This window comes from Streptomyces sp. CLCI03 (assembly GCF_053615355.1).
This window is the reverse complement of sequence record NZ_CM132132.1, coordinates 1,609,498-1,629,325: the sequence shown is the minus strand read 5'-3', so window position 1 is coordinate 1,629,325 and position 19,828 is coordinate 1,609,498. Positions and strand designations below refer to the sequence as shown.

Below are 19,828 nucleotides of genomic sequence, written 5' to 3'. Positions count from 1 at the left end.
GGCGGTAGGGGCGTGCGGCTGACGATCCTCGGTGGGGGCGGCTTCCGGGTCCCGCTCGTCCACGGGGCACTGCTCGGCGACCGCGCCGAGGGCAGGGTGTCCCAGGTGACGCTGTACGACGAGGACCCGGCGCGGCTCACCGCCATGGCCCGGGTGCTCCGTGACCAGGCCGCGGCCGCGTCGGCGGCCGATCCGACGGTGGACCCGCCGACCGTGACGGTCACCGGGGAGCTCGACGAGGCCCTGCGCGGGGCCGATTTCGTCTTCTCCGCCATTCGCGTCGGTGGCCTGGAAGGGCGCGCCGCGGACGAGCGGATCGCCCTGGCGGAGGGTGTCCTCGGCCAGGAGACCGTGGGCGCCGGCGGGATCGCGTACGGCCTGCGGACCGTGCCGGTGGCGCGCGAGATCGCCCGCAGGATCGCCCGCCACGCCCCCGAGGCATGGGTCATCAACTTCACCAACCCGGCCGGGCTGGTCACCGAGGCCATGGCCGAGGTGCTCGGCCGGCGGGTGATCGGCATCTGTGATTCCCCCGTGGGCCTCGGCCGGCGCATCGCCCGGTTGCTGGGCGCCCGGCCGCAGGACGCCTGGATCGACTACGTCGGCCTCAACCACCTGGGCTGGGTGCGCGGGCTGCGCGTCGGCGGTCGCGACGAGCTGCCCCGGCTGCTGGCCGACACCGAGGCGCTGGAGTCCTTCGAGGAGGGCCGGCTCTTCGGGGCCGAATGGCTGCGCTCGCTCGGCGCGATCCCCAACGAGTACCTGCACTACTACTACTTCAACCGTGACACCGTACGGGCGTACCAGGAGGCCGAGCAGACCCGCGGGGCCTTCCTGCGCGACCAGCAGCGCGGCTTCTACGCCGAGGCCGCCCGGGCCGGGGCGCCGGCCGGGGCGGCGCTGGCCGCCTGGGACCGTACCCGGGCCGAGCGCGAAGCCACGTACATGGCCGAGAACCGCGAGGCGGCAGGTGCCCCGGAGCGCGAGGAGAGCGACCTCGAATCCGGCGGCTACGAGAAGGTCGCGCTCGCGCTGATGCGGGCCATCGCCCGGGACGAACGGGCCACACTGATCCTGAACGTACCCAACGGCTCGACGCTGTCCGTCCTCGACGCCGAGGCCGTCATCGAGGTGCCCTGTCTGGTCGACGCGAACGGCGCCCACCCGGTGGGCGTCGCACAGCTGCCCCTGCACGCGGTGGGGCTGGTGACGGCGGTCAAGGCCGTCGAACGGGAGATCCTGGCGGCGGCCGCGAGCGGATCGCGGACCGACGCGGTCAAGGCCTTCGCGCTCCATCCGCTCATCGACTCGGTGGGCGTGGCCCGACGCCTGCTCGACGGGTACGCGGCGGCGCATCCGGGCCTCGCCTACCTGCGCTGATCCCGGAAGGCGCGTCCCCCGTACGGCTCACCGCCGCATGCGCCCGGGCGGGCGCGCTGTGACAGTGCGAGGGTGACGACTGCCCCCGCCGAAGCCGCCGCGCCCCCCGTGATCGACCGGCGGCGGCGCAACATCATCTTCGGCACGATCATGCTCGGTGTGCTGCTCGCGGCACTCGACCAGACGATCGTCGGGACCGCGCTGCCCACGATCGTGGGGGACCTGGGCGGCGGCGACCACATGTCGTGGGTGGTCACCTCGTACCTGCTCGCCGAGACCGTGGCCACGGTCCTGGTCGGTAAGTTCGGCGACCTCTTCGGCCGAAAACTGATCTTCCAGATCTCCGCCATCGTCTTCATCAGCGGCTCCTTCCTGTGCGGCCTGTCCGGCAACATGACCTTCCTGATCGTGTGGCGCGGCGTCCAGGGTGTCGGGGCCGGCGGCCTGATGGTCACCGCGATGGCGCTGATCGCCGATGTGGTGCCCCTGCGCGAACGCGGCAAGTACCAGGGCATGATCGGCGCCGTGTTCGGGGTCGCCACGGTGATCGGACCTCTGCTCGGCGGATTCTTCACCGACCAGCTGTCCTGGCGGTGGTGCTTCTACGTCAACGTCCCGATCGCGATCCTCGTCGTCGTGGCGGCCGCGAAGACCATCCCGGCGGTCCGCGCGTCGGGCCGGCCGGTCATCGACTACCTGGGCATCGCGCTGGTCGCCGTGGGCGCCGGCGCGCTGATCCTGGGCACCAGTTGGGGCGGGAACGAGTACGCCTGGACCTCGCCGGTCATCATCGGCCTGTTCGCGGGCGGCGCGGTCGCGCTGGCGCTTTTCTGCCTGGTCGAGACGCGCGCGGCGGAACCGATGCTGCCGATGCGGCTCTTCCGCAACCCGGTCTTCTCCGTGTGCTCGATCCTGAGCTTCGTCGTCGGGTTCGCGATGCTCGGCGCGATGACCTTCCTGCCGACCTACCTCCAGTACGTCGACGGGGACTCGGCCACGATCTCGGGCGTCCGCACCCTGCCCATGGTCATCGGCCTGCTGATCGCCTCCGTGTTCAGCGGCAACGTGGTGAGCAGGACCGGCCGGTACCGGATCTTCCCCATCGTCGGGAACGCGGTCCTGGGCGTCGGCCTGTACCTGCTGTCGCTGATGGGTCCCGGGACCGGCACCCTGCTGGAATCGCTGTACATGTTCGTGCTCGGAACCGGCATCGGCCTGTCCATGCAGGTGCTGACGATCGCCGTGCAGAACACCGTCGACTACGCCGACCTCGGCACCGCCACCTCGGGCGTCACCTTCTTCCGTACGCTCGGCAGCGCCTTCGGGACCGCGGTCTTCGGAACGATCTACGCGAACCACCTGGGGCCCGAGCTGGAGGCCGCGTACGTGGAGGCGGCCCGCCTCACCGGGCAGGATCCGGAGCAGCTGGCCAAGGCGGCGTCCACCCCGGAAGGGGTGCACCGGCTCCCCCCGGAAGCCGCCGCCCCGGTGATCGACGCGTACGCGCAGGCCCTGCAGTCCGTGTTCGTCTACACCGTTCCGGTCGCCGTGTTCGGTTTCGTCGTGGCGCTCTTCCTCAAGCAGGTGAGGCTGCGCGACAGCGCCCGCGCCGGTTCCACGGACATGGGCGACGGCTTCGGCTCACCGGCCACGGCCTCGGGGGATTCGGCCAAGTTGCTGGAGCTGGCCGTCGGCAAACTCGTGCGGAACATGGGCGCGGACACGGCGCGGGGGATCGTCGAAGGCTCCGACACGCGGCTGGACATCGCGGGCGCCTGGGCGGTGATGCAGGTGGAGGTGCTGACCCGGACCATCGGCCACGCCGGCATCGGACTGATCGCGGGCCGCCGGTCGCTGCCGCCGGAGGTGCTGGTCCCCGTCTACGAGCGGATGGAGGACGAGGGCTTCCTCAGCCGGGAGGGCAGCTTCTTCACGCTCACGGCGGCCGGGCAGCGGGAGGCCGACGTCATCTCGAAGGCGTGGGGCGAATGGCTCAAGGACCAGTTGGAGAAGGACCGGGGGCGGCCGCGGAGCGCCGAACTGCGGGTCGCGGCGGACGCGATCGCCAAGCGGTTGCTCGAGGAGGATCTGGGGGAGGGCAACTTCGCGCCAAAGGTGGTGGTGCGCCACTAGATCCGGGCCCGGAACGGAACCCCGCGGGGTCGTCCGTCGTCCTCCCCTTCGAGGCGGTCGGACAGCCGGGCCGGTAGCCGGACGACGGACGAGGGGGCGCTCGTGAGCATCACACTGGCCGAGGAGATCATGCTGCTGTCCCTGGACGACGAGTCCGGGGCGGCGCGGCAGCGCCAGTCGGCGGGTTGGGCCGTGGCGGGCGCGCTGCTGCTCGAACTCGTCCTGGCGGAGCGGGTGTCGGTGGCGGGCAAGTACCTGGAGCTCAGCAGCACCGAGCCGACGGGGGAGGAACTGCTCGACGGACGCATCCGGTTGCTGGAGACCTGGCTCCGGGGGCGCGGGAAGCGCCGGGTGACGGACTGGCTGACGAAGGACCAGCCCAAGGCGGTCGGAGCCACCCTGGAGAGGCTCGGTGAGCGCGGGCTGGTGGTCGCCCAGGTGCACAAGGTGTTCGGGGTGTTCCCGCAGCGCCGCTACCCGGAGGAGGACGGCACCGTCGAGAGGGCCCTGCGCGAGCGGCTCCGCGAGGTGGTCCTCGAAGGCGCCGAGCCGGACGAGCGCACGGCCGGGCTGATCGCGCTGATCCACTCGGCCAAGCTGCACCGGCTCGCGTTCCCCGACCGGCAGCCCGACGAGGTGACCGCCCGGATGGCGGAGATGGCCGCCGGCCGGTGGGCGGCCGAGAGCGTCCGGGCCGCCATCCGTGACATGCAGGCCGCGATGGTGACGGTGACCGTCGTGACGGTCCTGACGGCCACCTCCTGACGGCCACCTCCGACGGCCCGTCTCCTGAGGGATTCGGCCGCTCAGGCGCTCGGTGGCGGGCTCGCGACCGGGTAGGCGTACGAGGGGACGGGCGGCAGCGTCGTGAGGTCCGGGCGCCAGGCGCGCAGCACGCCCGCCGACGGGGCGTAGAGGGCCGAGGGGATCTCGGCGGGGGCGAACCACTGCCAGCGGGCGATCTTGTGCGGCTCGGTGACGGCCGGGACGCCCTCCGCCGAGGTGGTGACGGCGGCCGCCGTCAGCCGGGTGATCCCGGCCTGCGCGTCGATCTGCACGGACAGGATCCGGATCGACTCGGGGGCCGCCCGCAGGGCCGTCTCCTCGGCGAGTTCCCGGGCGGCGGCAAGCTCGAAGCCCTCCCCGGGGTCGACCTTGCCGCCGGGCAGCTCCCAGCGGCCGTCGTGCGCCTGGCCGAGCAGCACCCGGCCGTCCGCCGCCAGGACGACCAGTCCGACGCCGACGACGGCCTGGGGCTGCGGCACGGCACGCTCGGGGCGTTCGCCGGTGGGGGTCATGGACGTCCTTCCGATGGAGGGGTGGGCCGGGCCCGGACGTGGATCCGCTCGCCCTGGGGGCCGAACAGGCTGAGGAACTCCGCCGGCTGCGGACCCGCGTTGAAGAAGGCGTGCGGGGTGCGCGTGTCGAACTCGGCGGCCTCACCCGGACCGAGCACGAGGTCGTGCCCGCCGAGCAGCAGCCGGATGCGTCCGGCGAGCACGTACAGCCACTCGTAGCCCTCGTGCACCTGCAGTTCGGGCTCGGGCGGCGGGCCTTCGAGGGGCGGGAGGATCTGCTTGAAGGCGTGCACCCCGCTGAACTTCCGGGTCAGCGGCACGTAGGTGCTGCCGTGCCGGACGAAAGGACGCGGCCGGATCCGGGGGTCCCCGGTCTCCGGGGCACCGACCAGCTCGTCGAGCGCCACCCGGTGCGCCCTGGCCAGCGGAAGCAGCAGCTCCAGCGTCGGCCTGCGCTGTCCGGACTCCAGCCGGGAAAGGGTCGAGAGCGAGATGCCGGTGGTCTCGCTGAGCTGGGCCAACGTGGTGCCGCGCTGTCGGCGCAGGGCACGCAGCCGCGGACCCACGGCGGTGAGCACGTCGGCGAGTTCCTCGTCCTGTTCCTCGGTGGCCATGGATCCATTTGCCACTTCGGCAAGAACATTTGTCAAGCGGGCCGCCGTGGGCGGACCCTCGAAGGCATGGACAACGCAAGCGAGACCTCCTTCGACGTGGTGGTCGTGGGCGGCGGGGCCGCCGGGCTGGCCGCGGCGCTGACCCTGGTACGGGCCCGCCGTTCGGTACTGGTCATCGACTCCGGCAGCCCGCGCAACGCCCCGGCCGCGCACATGCACGGATACCTCGGGCAGGACGGGCGGAGCCCCGCCGCGCTGTTGGCCGAGGGCCGCGCGGAGGTGACCGGGTACGGCGGGGAGATCCGCCCCGGCACGGCCGTGGCCGCGGACCGGCTGCCCGACGGGAGCTTCCTGGTGCGCTGCGGGGACGGCACGACCGTCCGGGCCCGCCGGCTGCTGGTCGCCACCGGCCTGGTGGACGAGCTGCCCGCCGTGCCGGGCCTCGGGGCGCGCTGGGGGCGGGACGTGCTGCACTGTCCGTACTGCCACGGCTGGGAGGTCCGGGACCGGCCGATCGCGGTGCTGGCCGACGGGCCCCTCGCCGTGCACCAGGCCCAGCTCTGGCGGCAGTGGAGCGGGCGGATCACCCTGCTGGCGCACACCTGGCGGCTCACCGCCGAGGACCGGGAACTGCTCGCCGCCCTCGCGGTCCCGGTCGTCGAGGGCGAGGTGACCGGCCTCGCGGTCCGGGAGGACCGGCTGACCGGCGTGACCCTGGCGGGCGGCGCGGTGGAGGAGTGCGAGGCGCTGGTGGTCGCCCCGCGGTTCACCGCCCGCTCGGGCGTGCTCGGTAGCCTCGGCCTGCCGACCGTCGTCATGGAGCGGGACGGCGCGGCCGTCGGCACCTGCGTCGCGTCCGATCCGGACACCGGGGCCACCGCCCTGCACGGGGTCTGGGTCGCGGGCAATGTGACCTCCCCGCTGGAGAAGGTGCCGGGCGCTGCCGCCCAAGGGGTGCGCGCGGCGGTGGCCGTCAACACCGACCTGATCGAGGCGGAGACCCGGCGGGCGCTGGAGGCCCACCGCGCGGGCGCCGTCGTGTGAGGGGGGAGTGAGCGGAGACGGGAGAGGTGACCGCCTGAGCTGTTCTCGGACATCTGTGCGGGTTTCGGTCGCCTCCCGTTCGCGCAGGCTCTGGGCGGTGTGATCGTCGTACGGTCCAACGGCTCGGGGGGACGCTCCATGGCACATGTGCTGGTCATCGGCGGAGGTGTCGCGGGGGCCGCCACCGCCCTGCTCGCGGCGCGGCACGGACACACGGCGGAGGTCTTCGAGCGCGATACGCGGGCCCCGGGCACGGCGCTCGACCGTGACTTCTTCGGCTGGCGGCGGCCGACCGTACCGCAGGCCGCCCAGCCGCACGTGCTGCTCGGAGCCGCCCGCAACGTCCTGCGCGGCGATCTGCCCGACGTCCACGCGGAGATGCTCCGGCTCGGAGCCCGCGAACGGAACGAGCTCGACTGGTTCGACGTACGTCCGCCCGCGTGGCCCGGCGACGACGACCTCGTGATGCTCCAGGCCCGACGCATCGTGCTGGAAAGCGCCCTGGCCACGGCGCTGCGCGCGGAACCGGGGGTCGTCGTCCGGTACGGGGAACCGGTCAACGGGCTGATCACGGCCCCGGGCTCGTCCGAGGGCGCCGGGATCCAGGTGACGGGAGTGACCACCGAGACCGGAAGCTACCCGGGGGACCTCGTCGTGGACGCCGGTGGGCGGCGCGGCGGCACCGAACGCAGGCTGGCCGAGGCCGGCTGCAGGCCGCCCGTCGTGGAACGGCACCGCACCGGCCTCGCCTACTTCTGCCGCTGGTACCGGCTGCCCGACGGGGTGGACGAGGGGCCGCGCCGGCCGTGGGCGGTGACCGGCGGGCCCTTCGCCGGGTGCGCCGTCTTCCCGGCCGACAACCGGGTGTTCGCCGTGACGCTGTTCGTGCACACCACGGACACCACGCGCTCGGCTCTGCGCGACCCCGCCGTCTTCGAGGCGGCGGCACGCGCCTTCCCGCCCGGCGCCGCCTGGCTGGGGCCGGGCGCCGAGCCGCTGTCGGGTGTCCTGGCCACGGCGAGCCTGGACAACCGGTGGAGCGCGCTGGTCGACGAGGCGGGGCCGGTGGTGACCGGGCTGGTGCCGGTCGGGGACTCGATCACGCACACCAACCCGACCCTCGGACAGGGCACCTCGCTCGCGCTGTGGGCGGCGCGCCGGGTGGCCCGTACGGCGCACCGGGACCCGGGATCGGCGCGGTACGCCGCAGATCACCACGCCTGGGCGGAACGCACCCTGAAGCCGTGGTTCGACTTCCAGGTCGTCGCGGACGCGGCGATCGGTGAGCGCTTCGCGACCCGGGCGGTGCGCGGCGGGACGGCGCGCGAGGTGTCCGCGCTGTTCGACTGCGCGCTGGAGGACCCGGTGGTGATGCGGGCGCGGGCGAGGGTCCGGCACCTGGTGGAGCCGCCGGAGCGGGCGTACGCGGATCCGGAGATCCGCGCCCGGGTGACGCGCTGGCTGGCGGATCGGCCGCACTACGCGCCGAACGCGGCGGGGCCGGACCGTGAGGAGTGGGAGAAGCTGACGGCGGGCTGAGGCGAGGCGGCGGGCCGCTCAGTCGGCGGTGGGGCCGAGCACCTCGGCGAGGTCGTATCCGACGACCTCCTCCAACTGGGTGTAGGTGCAACTCTCGGGGGTCCGGTCGTCCCGCCAGCGGTGGAACTGGGCGGTGTGGCGGAAGCGGTCGCCCTCCATGTGGTCGTACTTCACCTCCACGACCCGCTCGGGTCGCAGCGGCACCCAGGACAGGTCCTTCTTGCCGGTCCAGCGGCTCTGCGCGCCGGGCAGCCGGGCGCTCTCGTGGGCGGACTCCTCGGCCCAGGCGGCCCACGGGTGGCCGGCCGGGTCGGGCATCCGCAGGGGTTCGAGCTCCTCCACCAATTCGGCGCGGCGCTTCATGGGAAAGGCGGCGCACACGCCCACGTGTTGGAGGGCGCCGTGGGCGTCGTACAGGCCGAGCAGCAGCGATCCGACAATCGGACCGCTCTTGTGGAAACGGAAACCTGCGACGACGACGTCGGCCGTACGTTGGTGTTTGACCTTGAACATGAGGCGGGCATCGGGCCGGTAGCGGAGATCGAGCGGTTTGGCGATCACCCCGTCGAGCCCGGCGCCCTCGAACCGCTCGAACCACTCCTGCGCGAGCGCGGGATCGGTGGTCGCGGGCGCGAGATGAACGGGGGGCCGAGCGGTGGAGAGGGAACGGACGAGGGCGGCACGGCGGTCGGCGAGCGGGCTGTCGAGCAGCGAGTCGTCGCCGAGGGCGAGCAGGTCGAAGGCGACGAAGCCGGCGGGCGTGGTCTCGGCCAGCAGGGCGACGCGGGACTGCGCGGGATGGATCCGCTCGGTCAGCCGGTCGAAGTCGAGACGCCCGCCATGAACGATGACGATCTCGCCGTCCATGACGCAACGGCTCGGCAGGTTGTCCTTCAAGGCCTCCACCAGCTCGGGAAAATACCTGGTCAGAGACTTGCCGGTGCGGCTGCCCAGCTCGACCTCGTCGCCGTCGCGATACACGATGGCCCGGAAGCCGTCCCACTTGGCCTCGTACTGCATCCCGGGCGGGATCTTCGCCACGGACTTGGCGAGCATCGGCTTCACGGGCGGCATCACTGGCAGATCCATGCCTCCGATTCTGCGGTGGTACGTCCGGACCCGCCCGGTATGCGCGCATGACCGGGCCCGCCTACCGTGGCGCACATGGGTGCTGCCGGTAATGCGATCGAGCTGGAAGCGGGCGGGCGGACGGTACGGCTGTCCAGCCCGGACAAGGTCTACTTCCCGGAGCGCGGCCTCACCAAGAGGAATGTGGCCGAGTACTACCTGGCGGTGGCACCCGGCATCACGCGCGCCCTGCGCAACCGGCCGACGACGCTGGAGCGCTTCCCGGACGGGGTGGAGGGCGAGTCGTTCTTCCAGAAGCGGGCACCGAAGAACCTTCCCGACTGGATCCCCACCGCCCGCATCGCGTTCCCGAGCGGTCGCACGGCCGATGAGATCTGCCCGACCGAACCGGCCGCCGTCCTGTGGGCGGCCAACCTGGGGTGCCTCACCTTCCACCCGTGGCCGGTGCGGCGCGAGGACACCGACCGCCCCGACGAGCTCCGGATCGACCTGGACCCGCAGCCGGGCACGGACTACCATCACGCGGTGGCGGCCGCCCATGAACTGCGTGCCCTGCTGGAGGAACTGGGTCTGCGGGGCTGGCCCAAGACCTCGGGCGGTCGAGGGCTGCACGTCTTCGTGCCGATCGAGCCGCGCTGGACCTTCACCGAGGTCCGCCGGTGCGCCATCGCCCTCGGCCGGGAACTGGAGCGCCGCATGCCGGGCAAGGTCACGACCGCCTGGTGGAAGGAGGAGCGAGGCGAGCGGATCTTCGTCGACTACAACCAGACGGCACGCGACCGCACGATCGCCTCCGCCTACTCCGTCCGCCCCCGCCCGCACGCCCCGGTATCCGCGCCGCTGCGCTGGGACGAGGTGGACGACGCGGAACCCCGCGACTTCGACATCGTGACGATGCCGGCCCGCTTCGCCGAACTGGGCGACCTGCACGCGGACATGGACGAGCACGCCTTCGCCCTGGACGCCGTACTGGAACTCGCGGCCCGAGACGAGCACGAGCACGGCCTGGGGGACATGCCCTACCCCCCGGACTACCCGAAGATGCCGGGCGAGCCCAAGCGCGTCCAGCCCAGCCGGGCGAAGCACGAGGACTGACGGTCGGCAGGTGGCACACCGCCCGGGACGAGCCGGGCCCATAAAACAACACGAACGATCGTGCTAATATCTCCACATCGGCTTGCCTCGGCATCTGGCCGCCCTGAGGAGAATTCCGGAGAACCCGCACATGCACCCCATGGCTTCACTCCTGAGCACCACCCTCAACATCACCAGCCGGCTCGCCCCGGGCCTGGCAGGGCCCCGGGCCTTCGCGCTCTTCGTCAAGCCTCTCGGGCGTGCGCGACCAAGGCCCGAGGAGGCGCAGGTCATGGCGCGGGCCGAGAGCGGGCGGATGGTGGTGCGCGGCACGGCCGTGACCACCTACCGGTGGGGGGACGGGGGCCGGCCCGTGCTGATCGTGCACGGCTGGTCCTCGCGCGCCTCACGGTTCGCCGGCTTCGTCGAGGCCCTGCGCGCCCAGGGCCGCACCGTGATCGCCTTCGACGCGCCGGGGCACGGGGAGTCCAAGGGCCGGTTCTCCACGATCCTCGACTACCGCGCCATCATCGGCCGACTGCACGCGGAGCACGGTGACTTCTCGGCCGTCGTGGCCCACTCCTTCGGCGTGGTCGCCACCTTCTCCACGCTGAACGACGGCATACCGGCCGACCGCGTCATCGGCATCGGAGGCGTGGCCCACTTCGACTATCTCGTCGAGCGGTTCCGGGCCGGGCTGAACCTCGGCGAGGAAGTCGGCCACGTCCTGCGCACCCATGTCGAGCGCCGACTCTTCCCCGGCGATCCCGACATCTGGCAGCGCCTCGACGCCCGCCGTCGCCTTCCCGGCACGCCGGCGCCGATCCTCCTCTTCCACGACACGGAGGACGACGTGATCGACCCCACCCAGTCCCGCGCGATCGCCGCCGCGTACGGCCCGCAGGCCCGCCTGATCGAGACCACGGGCCTCGGCCACCGCCGCATCCTGTCCGACCCCGCCGTCATCGCGACCACGGTCGATTTCGTGCTGTCCGAGCCGGCGCCCGAGCCCACCACCGCGACCGTGCGGCGAGCATGAAGGCAGAGGTCAGGAGGGCGAACTGAACGCGGGCGGCCGCTCCGGGAGTTCATCCGGATCGGCCGCCACCGCGCGCAGTCGGCGCAGAATCCCCCGGCCGGCCCGCTCGTACGCCAGCGGGTCGCCGTGCAGTACGGAATGCGCGTTGGCCAGTTCCATCAAGGCCGTCAACTCGAAGGTGACCTGAGGTACCTCGTCCGCGTCGGCCGCGTCCCGGAACCCGCCCGTCAGCCGCGCCTCGTCCAAGAGCCGCTCGATGTACCGCGTCCAGTCGGCCCGCGCCTTGGCGATCTCGTCCCGTACCGGGCCGGGGCGGGCATCGAACTCCGCGGAGACGGAGTAGAAGAAGCAACCGCCGGGGAACACCCGGCGCCCGGAGTAGTCGAGCCAGCGCTCGCACAGCCGCCACACCTTGGCGAGACCGTCGGGGTCGCGGTGTACCGGCCGCACCACCTCGTCCTTGAACACGTCCACAGCGGCACGGACGGTGGCGAGCTGCAGGTCCTCCTTGGAGCCGAAGAGCGCGAAAACCCCGCTCTTGCTCAGGCCGAGATCAGCGGCGATCTTCCCCAGGGACAGGCCTTCCAGGCCGTCCACGGAAGCGATGTTCATCGTGCGGTCGAGAACGACCCGCCGCGTCTGGTTGCCGCGTTCCACGCGTCCGTCAGCCATGGCTCCATCTTACCGAACGCACGATCGTTCACTCTGTGCGGAACGGTCTCGATGTCAGTGGGGGATGCGATGCTCCGGGGGACGAGGCAGGGCGGGAAGGGGGCAGGGTCGACCTGGTGCCGAGGGAAGAAGACGGCCGGTGGTCGGCGTACCTGCGCGCGGGGATGACAGCGTGTTGATCAGTCGTTGATCGGACGTCCATCCGCGGCGACCAGGATCACCGGCATGTCGATTAACACCACTACCGCAACCACTGACACCGCTTGGTACGACCTCGCCCTGTGCGCCCAGACGGGCCCCGGCTTCTTCTTCCCGGAGCCCGGCTCCTCCCTGCGCGACGCGAAGCGGCTGTGCGGGGCGTGCGAGGGGCGGGCTGCGTGCCTGGAGTACGCCCTGGCCAACGACGAGCGGTTCGGCGTCTGGGGCGGTCTCTCGGAGTCCGAGCGACAGGCCCTGCGCCGCCGCTGATCAGGTGCGTGTCGCCTTCCCACTCCCGCGCACCAACCCCACGCGCCGCGCGAGCTCGAACCCCTCGCCACCGCACTCCTCCCGGCGTGGCGTGTGGGGGACGACGCGCACGGGATAGTGCCCACCGACGGGCGATACGACGCCACCGAAGCGGGGGTCGCCCGCGAACCAGATCCGGTCCGGGTGGCCGTCTTCCATGGTTTCGACCGGGACCGGGAACGGGATGACGCGGAACATGGCGGTGAAGTCCCCCCGGAACGGAACGGCGATGGTCGCGGGGCTCCCGGGCGGCCTGCGCGGGTGGCGGCACGGCCACTCCTGCCAGGGGTAGGCCTGGAGCACCGCGGCGACTCTGCGCCGCCGGAGGTACGTGACGACCACCCATGGCAAATAGGGCGTCCCAATAATGATCATGATGATGAAGGCCCAGGCCGCGCGGCGGCTCACGCCGGAGCAGGATAGGGCGATCAGTGGAGGAACGCCGAGACTGAGTACCCAGATGAGGCGCCGGACCACCAGTCGCTTGTAGCCGACCACAGTCGGAGGGTGATCCCAGGCCGTCTTGGTGAGGGTGACGCTCACAGGAGTACCTCCAGGATGCGTGAGACACCCGAGACCGTCGAGCTCTGCGCAGCCGGGTCGGGGTCGGAGAAGGCAAGGGTGTGCGCGATCGCTTCGAGGATGTCTGTGTAGGAGCCCGCGTGTTGGGAGGACGCAGTGGTCAGATCGAGGATGAGTAGATGGCGCCCGTCCGGATGGGTGGTCACAGCCCTGGCCTGAAAGGGGCATCGGGCCACGTCGTGTAGGGACATCGTCCCGGCGACGAGACAGCAGGGGCGGGCGGAGGGCAGCTCGATGAACCTGCGGTCGGCGCTGGTCCACAAAGGCGAGCGGGCAATCGCCAGGGCGGTACGTGCCACGGCGAGGCGGGGGTTGGGCTGTTCGATCCGTCGTACGGTCAGGGAGAACAGTGACGTGGCAACGCTGGCAGGCTCCTCGGGATGAAATCCGAACGCGGTGTGCACGACCTCGTGCTCTGCCAGCCCCTCGAGTCCGTCGATAAGCCGGGATAGTTGTTGCTGTGCCTCGGAGCCGCCCAAGGCCTCGGCGAAGGCGTCCAAAGTCGCTCTGTCCTCGGGGCTGACGTCGTAGAAGCCTGGAGGGAGACGGAACCAGACGGGCGGAAGACTGCCCTGACGCATCATGGCCGCAGCACCGACAAGACATGGCCTGACTTCCTGACGGCCGAGGGAGCGTCATCTAGGACCCCTCGGGTGCCGTCCACGGCAGTCGAGCTTTGCTCCAGCGTCTCGCTGTCCGAAGCGTAGTCCCCTGCAGCGGTTGCCGCGCCCGTTACTGCAACCGCTACACCTACTCGATCCCTCGCGTCCTGCGACGACGACCGCATGGCCCATCCAGTCAGTGGACTGTCCAGCTGCCGCAGGTCGTCCGAAGTGTTCCACGCCGTTTGCCTGAAGGCGGTGGCCCCAGGGGCAAGCCCCGTCAGGGCGCTGCCTTCGGGGGCTGCGGCCATGGCCGCTCGGGCCGCCGCCGTGCCTGCCTTGGCGCCGGAGGCGACGGCCGCCACGCCCGGGACTGCGCCGGCGGTGTCTCCCAGGAGCGTCACGCTGCTCTTCCAGAAGTCCGCGTCGAACTGGCCCTTGGTGAATCCGTCGCTCAGGGATTTCCGGAACTTAGGGTCCGAGGTGTGCATTGCCAGAGCGGCCAGGGACAGGCCGCTGCCGACGAGCATGATCGCGAGTCCGGCCGGCGGGCAGACAAGGGCCACGCCCACACCGATCGCCCCCAGGATCGCCGACGCGTTCGACATCGCGTCCGCCGGGTCCTCGACGATCTTGTTCCAGATCGAGGCCAGGAGGCCCGGTTCCTTCGGGGCCAGTCGGTCCGTCGCCGCGTTCAGGGTCTGTGCCACCCGGCGGGCGGCCGTGCCGTGCTCGGAGGCGAGTTCGCGGGCCAGGCGGCGGGCATCGGTGACGGCCTCCTCCGTCTTCGCCGCCGCGGCCCGGGCCTCGTACTGCTGGGCCAGCGTGCGGTGGGCGACCAGGGTGTCGTGCCAGCCCGTGAGTCGGCGGGCCGCCTCCGCGAGGGAGGCGTGGGCCGCGCCGAGGTAGCGGGGGAGGTCCTGCGAGAGGGAGGCGCGGAAGGCGGTGGCGGCCTCGCCCTGCCAGGCCGAACTGTGGGAGACCAGGTCCTTCAGCACCCGGGAGGCCTCCCCGAGGGAGGTGGCCGAGGCGCTGAGCTTCTTGGCCAGGGCCAGGACCGACGCGGGATCACCGGGGGCCGGGTCGAAGCCCAGCGCCGCGTACTCAGTCACGTGCGGCCGCCGCCCGGAGGAAGGCCGCACGCACGGCCTGATCCAGCTCCGCGTACTCCGAGGCGCTGCGGTCCACGCCCTCCCGGAGGTCCTTGACGCGTCTGGTCAGCTCCCGCGTGCCGTAGGCCCAGCGTTCCTGGAAGCCGTCACACGCCGCGTCGAGGTCCGCCGTGCCCAGCTGATCGGGCCGTACGTGGTCCAGGGCGCGCCGGGCCTCCCGAAGGGAGACCAGCGAGGAGTCCAGGGCGCGCGTCAGACGGGTCAGCTGGTCGATGTCCACCTGGAGCGAGGTCATGACGCGAAACCCTGGCAGAGCGCGGCTCTGCCAGGGCAATCGGCGTCACTCGCCCGAGCGAGCGGAAATCGGTCAGCCCTTGCGGGCGGCGAGGCGGGCGGCGCGGGCGGCCAGCTTCTCGTCGAACTTGCGGGCCTCGGAGTCCAGGCCGTTCATGAACAGGCCGAGCTCCTCCTGGGCCTTCTGGCCCTCGGGGCCGAGGCCGTCGATGTCCATGATCTTGAGGAAGCGGATCACGGGGCTCAGCACGTCGTCGTGGTGGATCCGCAGGTTGTAGACCCCGCCGATGGCCATCTGTGCGGCCATCCGCTCGAAGCCGGGCATGCCGTGGCCGGGCATCCGGAAGTTGACGACGACGTCGCGCACGGCCTGCATGGTGAGGTCCGGGGCGAGCTCGAAGGCCGCGCCCAGCAGGTTGCGGTAGAAGACCATGTGCAGGTTCTCGTCCTGCGCGATGCGGGCCAGCATCCGGTCGCAGACCGGGTCACCGGACTGGTGGCCGGTGTTGCGGTGCGAGATGCGGGTCGCGAGCTCCTGGAAGGCCACGTACGCCACCGAGTGCAGCATCGAGTGGCGGTTGTCGGACTCGAAGCCCTCCGACATGTGCTGCATGCGGAACGCTTCGAGCTTGTCCGGGTCCACGGCGCGCGAGGCCAGCAGGTAGTCGCGCATCACGATGCCGTGGCGGCCCTCCTCGGCGGTCCAGCGGTGCACCCAGGTGCCCCAGGCGCCGTTGCGTCCGAAGAGCGTCGCGATCTCGTGGTGGTAGCTCGGGAGGTTGTCCTCGGTCAGCAGGTTCACGACCAGCGCGATCTTGCCGATGTCGGTGACCTTGGACTGCTGCGGGTCCCAGGCTTCGCCGTCCTCGAAGAAGCCGGGGAAGTTCCGGCCCTCGCTCCACGGGACGTACTCGTGGGGCATCCAGTCCTTGGTGACCTTCAGGTGGCGGTTGAGCTCCTTTTCGACCACTTCTTCCAGCGCGAACAGCAGCTTGGCGTCCGTCCACGCCTCCGAGCTGCCGAGGTGGGGAGAGGTGATCGTCACGGGTACTCCTGGGTGTAAAGCGAACTACCTACGGTTCCGTAGCCTACGGAGTCGTAGGTTAAGCGTGACATCAAGGCCAGCCAACCCCCCGGTAGGTGTATGTCCGGTTACATCCAGCTATCTATGCAGTTTATGAGCGGCCTGAGCGGGCTTCGAGGGGCCGAAAACACGCCGGCAGGTGGTTCGCGAGCCCCGTTCCGACGCGAAAAAATTGATTCCGCTTGACCGGTCGGCCCGCGCCGATCCGGCCCCGCGCCGCCCACCCGCCGGCAGGCCGGCGGGTCCGTGCAGGACCCACCGGCGACGCCGACGCCGACGCGCTGTCACTCACCCGACCACAGGGTTTCGCGGACCTCCTCGGCCGTGGTCGGTCGCAGCTCGCCGTCCAGCAGGAGCCATCGCGTGATGCCGATCGACTCCAGGAACGGCACGTCGTGGCTCGCCACCACGAGCGCGCCCTCGTACGACTCCAGCGCGTCGGTCAGCTGCCGCACGCTCGACAGGTCCAGGTTGTTCGTCGGCTCGTCCAGCATGAGCAGCTGCGGAGCCGGCTCCGCCAGCAGCAGGGCCGCCAGTGTCGCCCGGAAGCGTTCGCCGCCCGACAGCGTGCCGGCCGGACGGTCCGCCCGGGCGCCGCGGAACAGGAAGTGCGCGAGTCGGGCCCGGATCAGGTTGTTCGTGGCCTGCGGGGCGAACCGCGCCACGTTCTCCACCACCGAACGGCTCTCGTCCAGCACGTCGAGCCGCTGCGGCAGGAACCGCGTCGTCACGTGCGCCACCACCGCCCCGGACTCCGGCGCGAGCTGCCCCGCGATCGTGCGCAGCAGGGTGGTCTTGCCCGAGCCGTTGCGGCCCACCAGGGCGATCCGCTCCGGACCCCGCAGTTCCCACTCGCCCGGCACGGCGGCCCCGTGGGCCAGGCGCAGATCGCTCAGCGTCAGGACCTGCCGTCCCGGCGGGACCTGGGTGGCGGGAAGCTGGATCCGGATCTCGTCGTCGTCGCGCACCGCCTCCACCGCCTGGTCCAGGCGTTCCTTCGCCTGCGCCAGTTTCTCGGTGTGCATGATCCGGTGCTTGCCCGCCGACTCCTGGGCCGCACGCTTGCGTGCGCCCATCACGATCTTCGGCTCGCGCTTGGTGTCGTACATCTTCTGTCCGTACCGTTTGCGCCGCGCCAATGTGACCTGCGCGTCCGCCAGTTCGCGTTTCTGCCGCTGTACGTCGGCCTCCGCGACCCGGACCATCCGCTCGGCCGACTCCTGCTCGGCGGCGAGCATCTCCTCGTAGTCCGTGAAGTTGCCGCCGTACCAGCGCACTTCGCCGTCGCGCAGGTCGGCGATCTGGTCGACCCGCTCCAGCAGTTCCCGGTCGTGGCTGACCAGGAGCATCACCCCGGACCAGGACTCGACCGCCGCGTACAGCCGGCTACGGGCCCGTAGGTCCAAGTTGTTGGTGGGCTCGTCCAGCAGCAGGACGTCGGGGCGGGCGAGCAGCAGGGCGGCCAGCCGCAGCAGTACGGACTCACCGCCCGACAGCTCGCCGACGGTGCGGTCCAGGCCGATCCTGGCGAGACCGAGCTGGTCGAGCGTGGCCAGGGCCCGCTCCTCCACGTCCCAGTCGTCGCCGACGGCCGTGAAGTTCGCCTCGGTGGCCTCGCCCGCCTCGATGGCGTGGAGCGCGGCGCGGGTGGTGCGGATACCGAGTGCCTCGTCCACGCGCAGCGCGGTGTCGAGGGTGATGTTCTGCGGGAGGTGTCCGACCGAGCCGGCGACGGAGGACTGGCCCTCGGTCGGGGTCAGTTCGCCGGCGATCAGCTTCAGCAGGGTGGACTTCCCGCAGCCGTTGAGCCCGATCAGGCCGGTGCGGCCGGGGCCCACGGCGAGTTGGAACCCGTCGAAGACGGGGGTGCCGTCGGGCCAGTCGAAGGACAGGGCGGAGCAGGTGATGAAAGCAGGGGCATGACTCATGGAGGCCTCCAGGTTGCGTGAGTGGTGCGTGCAACGCGGGGAGACAGCCGACGGTTCAGCCGCAGGGCGTGGTGGTCGGTGTCTCGAACCTCAGACGAGCAATGTCCTGCTCCGTTTCGACGGGGATGGGCCGTCTTCGAAGCTACGGGCGGCCGTGGCCGCCCGCAAACGAATTACTCAGCAGCTGTCTCTCATCAGCTCGGCCAGGCTGTGGTCCATGTCCAGGTAGAGGTGTTCGAGGCCGGGCGGCACCACCGTCGCCGCCCGCTCCAGGAAGCGGTGCAGCTCCGCAGTCAGCATCAGCACGATCGCGACGCCCTCGGTCGCGTGGAACTCGATGGTGGTCCGGTCGCCGTCGTACGGGCGCACCCGTACGTCGCCGTAGCCCGACGGGCGGTCCAACCCGGACTCCAACAGCTCGCGCGAGAAGGTCCACGAGACCTCGACGCCCTCCAGCGTGGCGGGGGCGGGGAAGGCCATGCGCACGGCGAACGGATCCGCACGGTCGTAGCAGAGGGTGACGGGCACGGTCTCGACCTTCGGCGCGGTGGCGACCAGACGGGCCTGTGCGGCCTGCTCGATGACAGTGATCAAGGCTCACTCCCTTGCGGCGGATCTGCTGCCGGGCTGTTGGTGGGGCCCGGCAACCCGATAGACGCCGGAATCGGCAAATCCGTGCATGGGCCGTTGCGTGAGCTGTGTCACCGATTGGCTGGAACCACTCCGTGTGATCGCACAGAGTGACCGGACGGGTGATGTGCCCGAAGGCGGCCCCGCGCCGCGACGGGTCCGGGGCACCTCCGAGAAGGGCCGGTAACCGATCACTCCACAGGCGTAAGGCTCCGCGCCGAGGCCGCGTAGAGGGCGGCGGAGACGGTCATGCCGACCGGCAGGGAGAGGTCGATGCCGCCCAGGGCCGAGGCGATCGGCCCGGTGTAGAGGGTGTTGACGCACAGAGCGGCCGCGCCCACCCCGGCCACGAGCGCGAGGGCACCGGCGAGATGGACGCCCCCGGTGTACCAGAAGGGGCTGCCGGTGCTCTCGTCGGCCGGCGCCCGGCCGTCGTAGCGGAACCGGCGCAGCAGGATGTCGGTCGCGTAGATCGCCATGACCGGGCCGATCAGGACGACGATCAGCTGCAGGGAGTTGCTGACGGTGTCCAGGAGGTTGGAGACGAGCAGCCCGTACAGGGTCAGCGCGACGGCGACGGCACCGTCGAACAGGACGCTGACGGAGCGTCGGATGCGGATCCCGACGGCCTGCAGGGCCAGCCCGGCACTGTAGGCGGTCAGGGCGTTGACGGAGATCGTGCCGAGGATCAGGGCGAGCAGCAAGACCGGGTGGAACCGCCCGGGCAGAACCTTCTGCAGCGCGGCCTGGGGATCGCTCATGTCGACCGCGGTCGCCGCGAAGGCGCCCAGCGAACAGACGACGACGCTGGGCACGAAGGCTCCGAGGGCCGTCCAGCCGATGATCGCCCTCCGGAGCCACCGTGGTGCTCGGATCCGACTGGCCGATCGCCCCGTACCCGCCGCTCGGCGTGATGGGCGGCGCCCGCCACCGCCGACCCAGCCGCGACCTCACCCAGGCCCCGCACGGTCCCGAGCAGGCCCTCACCGCGCTCCAGGCCCTCCAGGGCATGACCGTCAACGCCGCCCGTGCCGCGGGCGAGGAGCATCTGGCGGGCCGGATCGCCCTCGGCCGCCGCGCCGACCTGACGGTCCTCGCCGACGACTCGCTCACCGTCGCCGCCACCGAACTGCCGCAGCTGCCCGTGCTCCTCACCGTCCTCGACGGCGGCGTGACCCACCGCGACGCGCGCCTGTGACCCGGCCAC

19 protein-coding genes and 2 pseudogenes are annotated in these 19,828 nt (G+C 71.5%); 9 read left to right on the top strand and 12 right to left on the bottom strand.

All coding sequences use genetic code 11. From position 1 onward, the window contains the following. Positions 1-12 precede the first annotated feature (12 nt). The 3 genes from ACWG52_RS07470 to ACWG52_RS07460 all read left to right on the top strand — a co-directional run bounded on the left by ACWG52_RS07470 (position 13) and on the right by ACWG52_RS07460 (position 4,278). Positions 13-1,380: a 6-phospho-beta-glucosidase gene (locus ACWG52_RS07470; protein WP_453128247.1), complete on the top strand. Its 1,368-nt coding sequence runs from the start codon at positions 13-15 to the stop codon at positions 1,378-1,380. Positions 1,381-1,452: 72 nt separating this feature from the next. After that, entirely contained in the window at positions 1,453-3,513 is a 2,061-nt protein-coding gene (locus tag ACWG52_RS07465) for an MDR family MFS transporter (protein WP_453128245.1), read from the top strand. A gap of 102 nt (positions 3,514-3,615) precedes the next feature. Continuing rightward, complete coding sequence (locus ACWG52_RS07460) at positions 3,616-4,278, top strand: GOLPH3/VPS74 family protein (protein ID WP_389813405.1); 663 nt, start codon at positions 3,616-3,618, stop codon at positions 4,276-4,278. 41 nt (positions 4,279-4,319) lie between these two features. On the opposite strand, the gene ACWG52_RS07455 is transcribed toward ACWG52_RS07460, so the two are convergent. Both ACWG52_RS07455 and ACWG52_RS07450 read right to left on the bottom strand, forming a co-directional pair. Beyond that, positions 4,320-4,811, bottom strand: a complete 492-nt coding sequence (locus tag ACWG52_RS07455) for a nucleotide triphosphate diphosphatase NUDT15 (protein ID WP_389813408.1) — start codon at positions 4,809-4,811, stop codon at positions 4,320-4,322. Then, positions 4,808-5,425, bottom strand: coding sequence for a helix-turn-helix domain-containing protein (locus tag ACWG52_RS07450; RefSeq protein WP_375932677.1), 618 nt, complete (start codon positions 5,423-5,425; stop codon positions 4,808-4,810). The genes ACWG52_RS07455 and ACWG52_RS07450 overlap by 4 nt, the downstream gene beginning before the upstream one ends. A 66-nt stretch (positions 5,426-5,491) precedes the next feature. Between ACWG52_RS07450 and ACWG52_RS07445 the strand changes: the two genes are divergently transcribed. Next, positions 5,492-6,469: an NAD(P)/FAD-dependent oxidoreductase gene (locus ACWG52_RS07445; protein ID WP_389813412.1), complete on the top strand. Its 978-nt coding sequence runs from the start codon at positions 5,492-5,494 to the stop codon at positions 6,467-6,469. A 138-nt stretch (positions 6,470-6,607) separates the two neighbouring features. Next, complete coding sequence (locus ACWG52_RS07440) at positions 6,608-8,008, top strand: NAD(P)-binding protein (protein WP_389813414.1); 1,401 nt, start codon at positions 6,608-6,610, stop codon at positions 8,006-8,008. A gap of 18 nt (positions 8,009-8,026) precedes the next feature. Here the strand turns inward: ACWG52_RS07440 and ACWG52_RS07435 are convergent, their stop codons facing one another. Beyond that, a complete protein-coding gene (locus ACWG52_RS07435) occupies positions 8,027-9,097 on the bottom strand; it encodes an ATP-dependent DNA ligase (protein ID WP_453128242.1) in 1,071 nt (356 codons plus the stop codon). A gap of 75 nt (positions 9,098-9,172) precedes the next feature. Between ACWG52_RS07435 and ligD the strand changes: the two genes are divergently transcribed. Together ligD and ACWG52_RS07425 are read left to right on the top strand one after the other, a co-directional pair. Continuing rightward, entirely contained in the window at positions 9,173-10,192 is a 1,020-nt protein-coding gene (ligD, locus tag ACWG52_RS07430) for a non-homologous end-joining DNA ligase (protein ID WP_453128240.1), read from the top strand. Between the two features lie 139 nt (positions 10,193-10,331). Next, positions 10,332-11,210 (top strand): alpha/beta hydrolase, encoded by an 879-nt coding sequence (locus tag ACWG52_RS07425; RefSeq protein WP_389813421.1) that lies wholly within the window; start codon positions 10,332-10,334, stop codon positions 11,208-11,210. Positions 11,211-11,219: 9 nt separating this feature from the next. On the opposite strand, the gene ACWG52_RS07420 is transcribed toward ACWG52_RS07425, so the two are convergent. After that, entirely contained in the window at positions 11,220-11,882 is a 663-nt protein-coding gene (locus ACWG52_RS07420; protein WP_389813424.1) for a TetR/AcrR family transcriptional regulator, read from the bottom strand. Positions 11,883-12,107: 225 nt separating this feature from the next. On the opposite strand from ACWG52_RS07420, the gene ACWG52_RS07415 reads away from it, so the two are divergent. Next, positions 12,108-12,350, top strand: coding sequence for a WhiB family transcriptional regulator (locus tag ACWG52_RS07415; RefSeq protein WP_033220027.1), 243 nt, complete (start codon positions 12,108-12,110; stop codon positions 12,348-12,350). On the opposite strand, the gene ACWG52_RS07410 is transcribed toward ACWG52_RS07415, so the two are convergent. The 8 genes and pseudogenes from ACWG52_RS07410 to ACWG52_RS07375 form a co-directional block, all read right to left on the bottom strand. Then, positions 12,351-12,932, bottom strand: a complete 582-nt coding sequence (locus ACWG52_RS07410) for a hypothetical protein (RefSeq protein WP_389813427.1) — start codon at positions 12,930-12,932, stop codon at positions 12,351-12,353. Beyond that, positions 12,929-13,471 carry a hypothetical protein gene (locus ACWG52_RS07405; RefSeq protein ID WP_389813430.1) on the bottom strand — a complete coding sequence of 181 codons (543 nt, stop codon included), beginning with the start codon at positions 13,469-13,471 and terminating at the stop codon, positions 12,929-12,931. The genes ACWG52_RS07410 and ACWG52_RS07405 overlap by 4 nt, the downstream gene beginning before the upstream one ends. An 80-nt stretch (positions 13,472-13,551) precedes the next feature. Next, on the bottom strand, positions 13,552-14,685 hold the full coding sequence (locus ACWG52_RS07400; protein ID WP_453128236.1) for a putative T7SS-secreted protein: 1,134 nt from the start codon (positions 14,683-14,685) through the stop codon (positions 13,552-13,554). Continuing rightward, positions 14,678-14,980 (bottom strand): hypothetical protein, encoded by a 303-nt coding sequence (locus ACWG52_RS07395; protein ID WP_390136852.1) that lies wholly within the window; start codon positions 14,978-14,980, stop codon positions 14,678-14,680. Before ACWG52_RS07395 ends, ACWG52_RS07400 begins: the two co-directional genes overlap by 8 nt. Before the next feature lie 72 nt (positions 14,981-15,052). Further along, on the bottom strand, positions 15,053-16,024 hold the full coding sequence (locus ACWG52_RS07390) for an acyl-ACP desaturase (RefSeq protein WP_266606448.1): 972 nt from the start codon (positions 16,022-16,024) through the stop codon (positions 15,053-15,055). Positions 16,025-16,347: 323 nt separating this feature from the next. Next, positions 16,348-17,991, bottom strand: coding sequence for an ABC-F family ATP-binding cassette domain-containing protein (locus ACWG52_RS07385; protein ID WP_389813439.1), 1,644 nt, complete (start codon positions 17,989-17,991; stop codon positions 16,348-16,350). Between the two features lie 177 nt (positions 17,992-18,168). Next, positions 18,169-18,585 (bottom strand): spore wall synthesis regulator SsgD, encoded by a 417-nt coding sequence (locus ACWG52_RS07380; RefSeq protein ID WP_389813442.1) that lies wholly within the window; start codon positions 18,583-18,585, stop codon positions 18,169-18,171. 227 nt (positions 18,586-18,812) lie between these two features. Next, a pseudogene (locus tag ACWG52_RS07375) lies at positions 18,813-19,475 on the bottom strand (nitrate reductase); the annotation flags it as partial. On the opposite strand from ACWG52_RS07375, the pseudogene ACWG52_RS07370 reads away from it, so the two are divergent. Continuing rightward, positions 19,472-19,819: pseudogene (locus ACWG52_RS07370) on the top strand (amidohydrolase family protein); the annotation flags it as partial. The pseudogenes ACWG52_RS07375 and ACWG52_RS07370 overlap by 4 nt on opposite strands. Positions 19,820-19,828 lie beyond the last annotated feature (9 nt).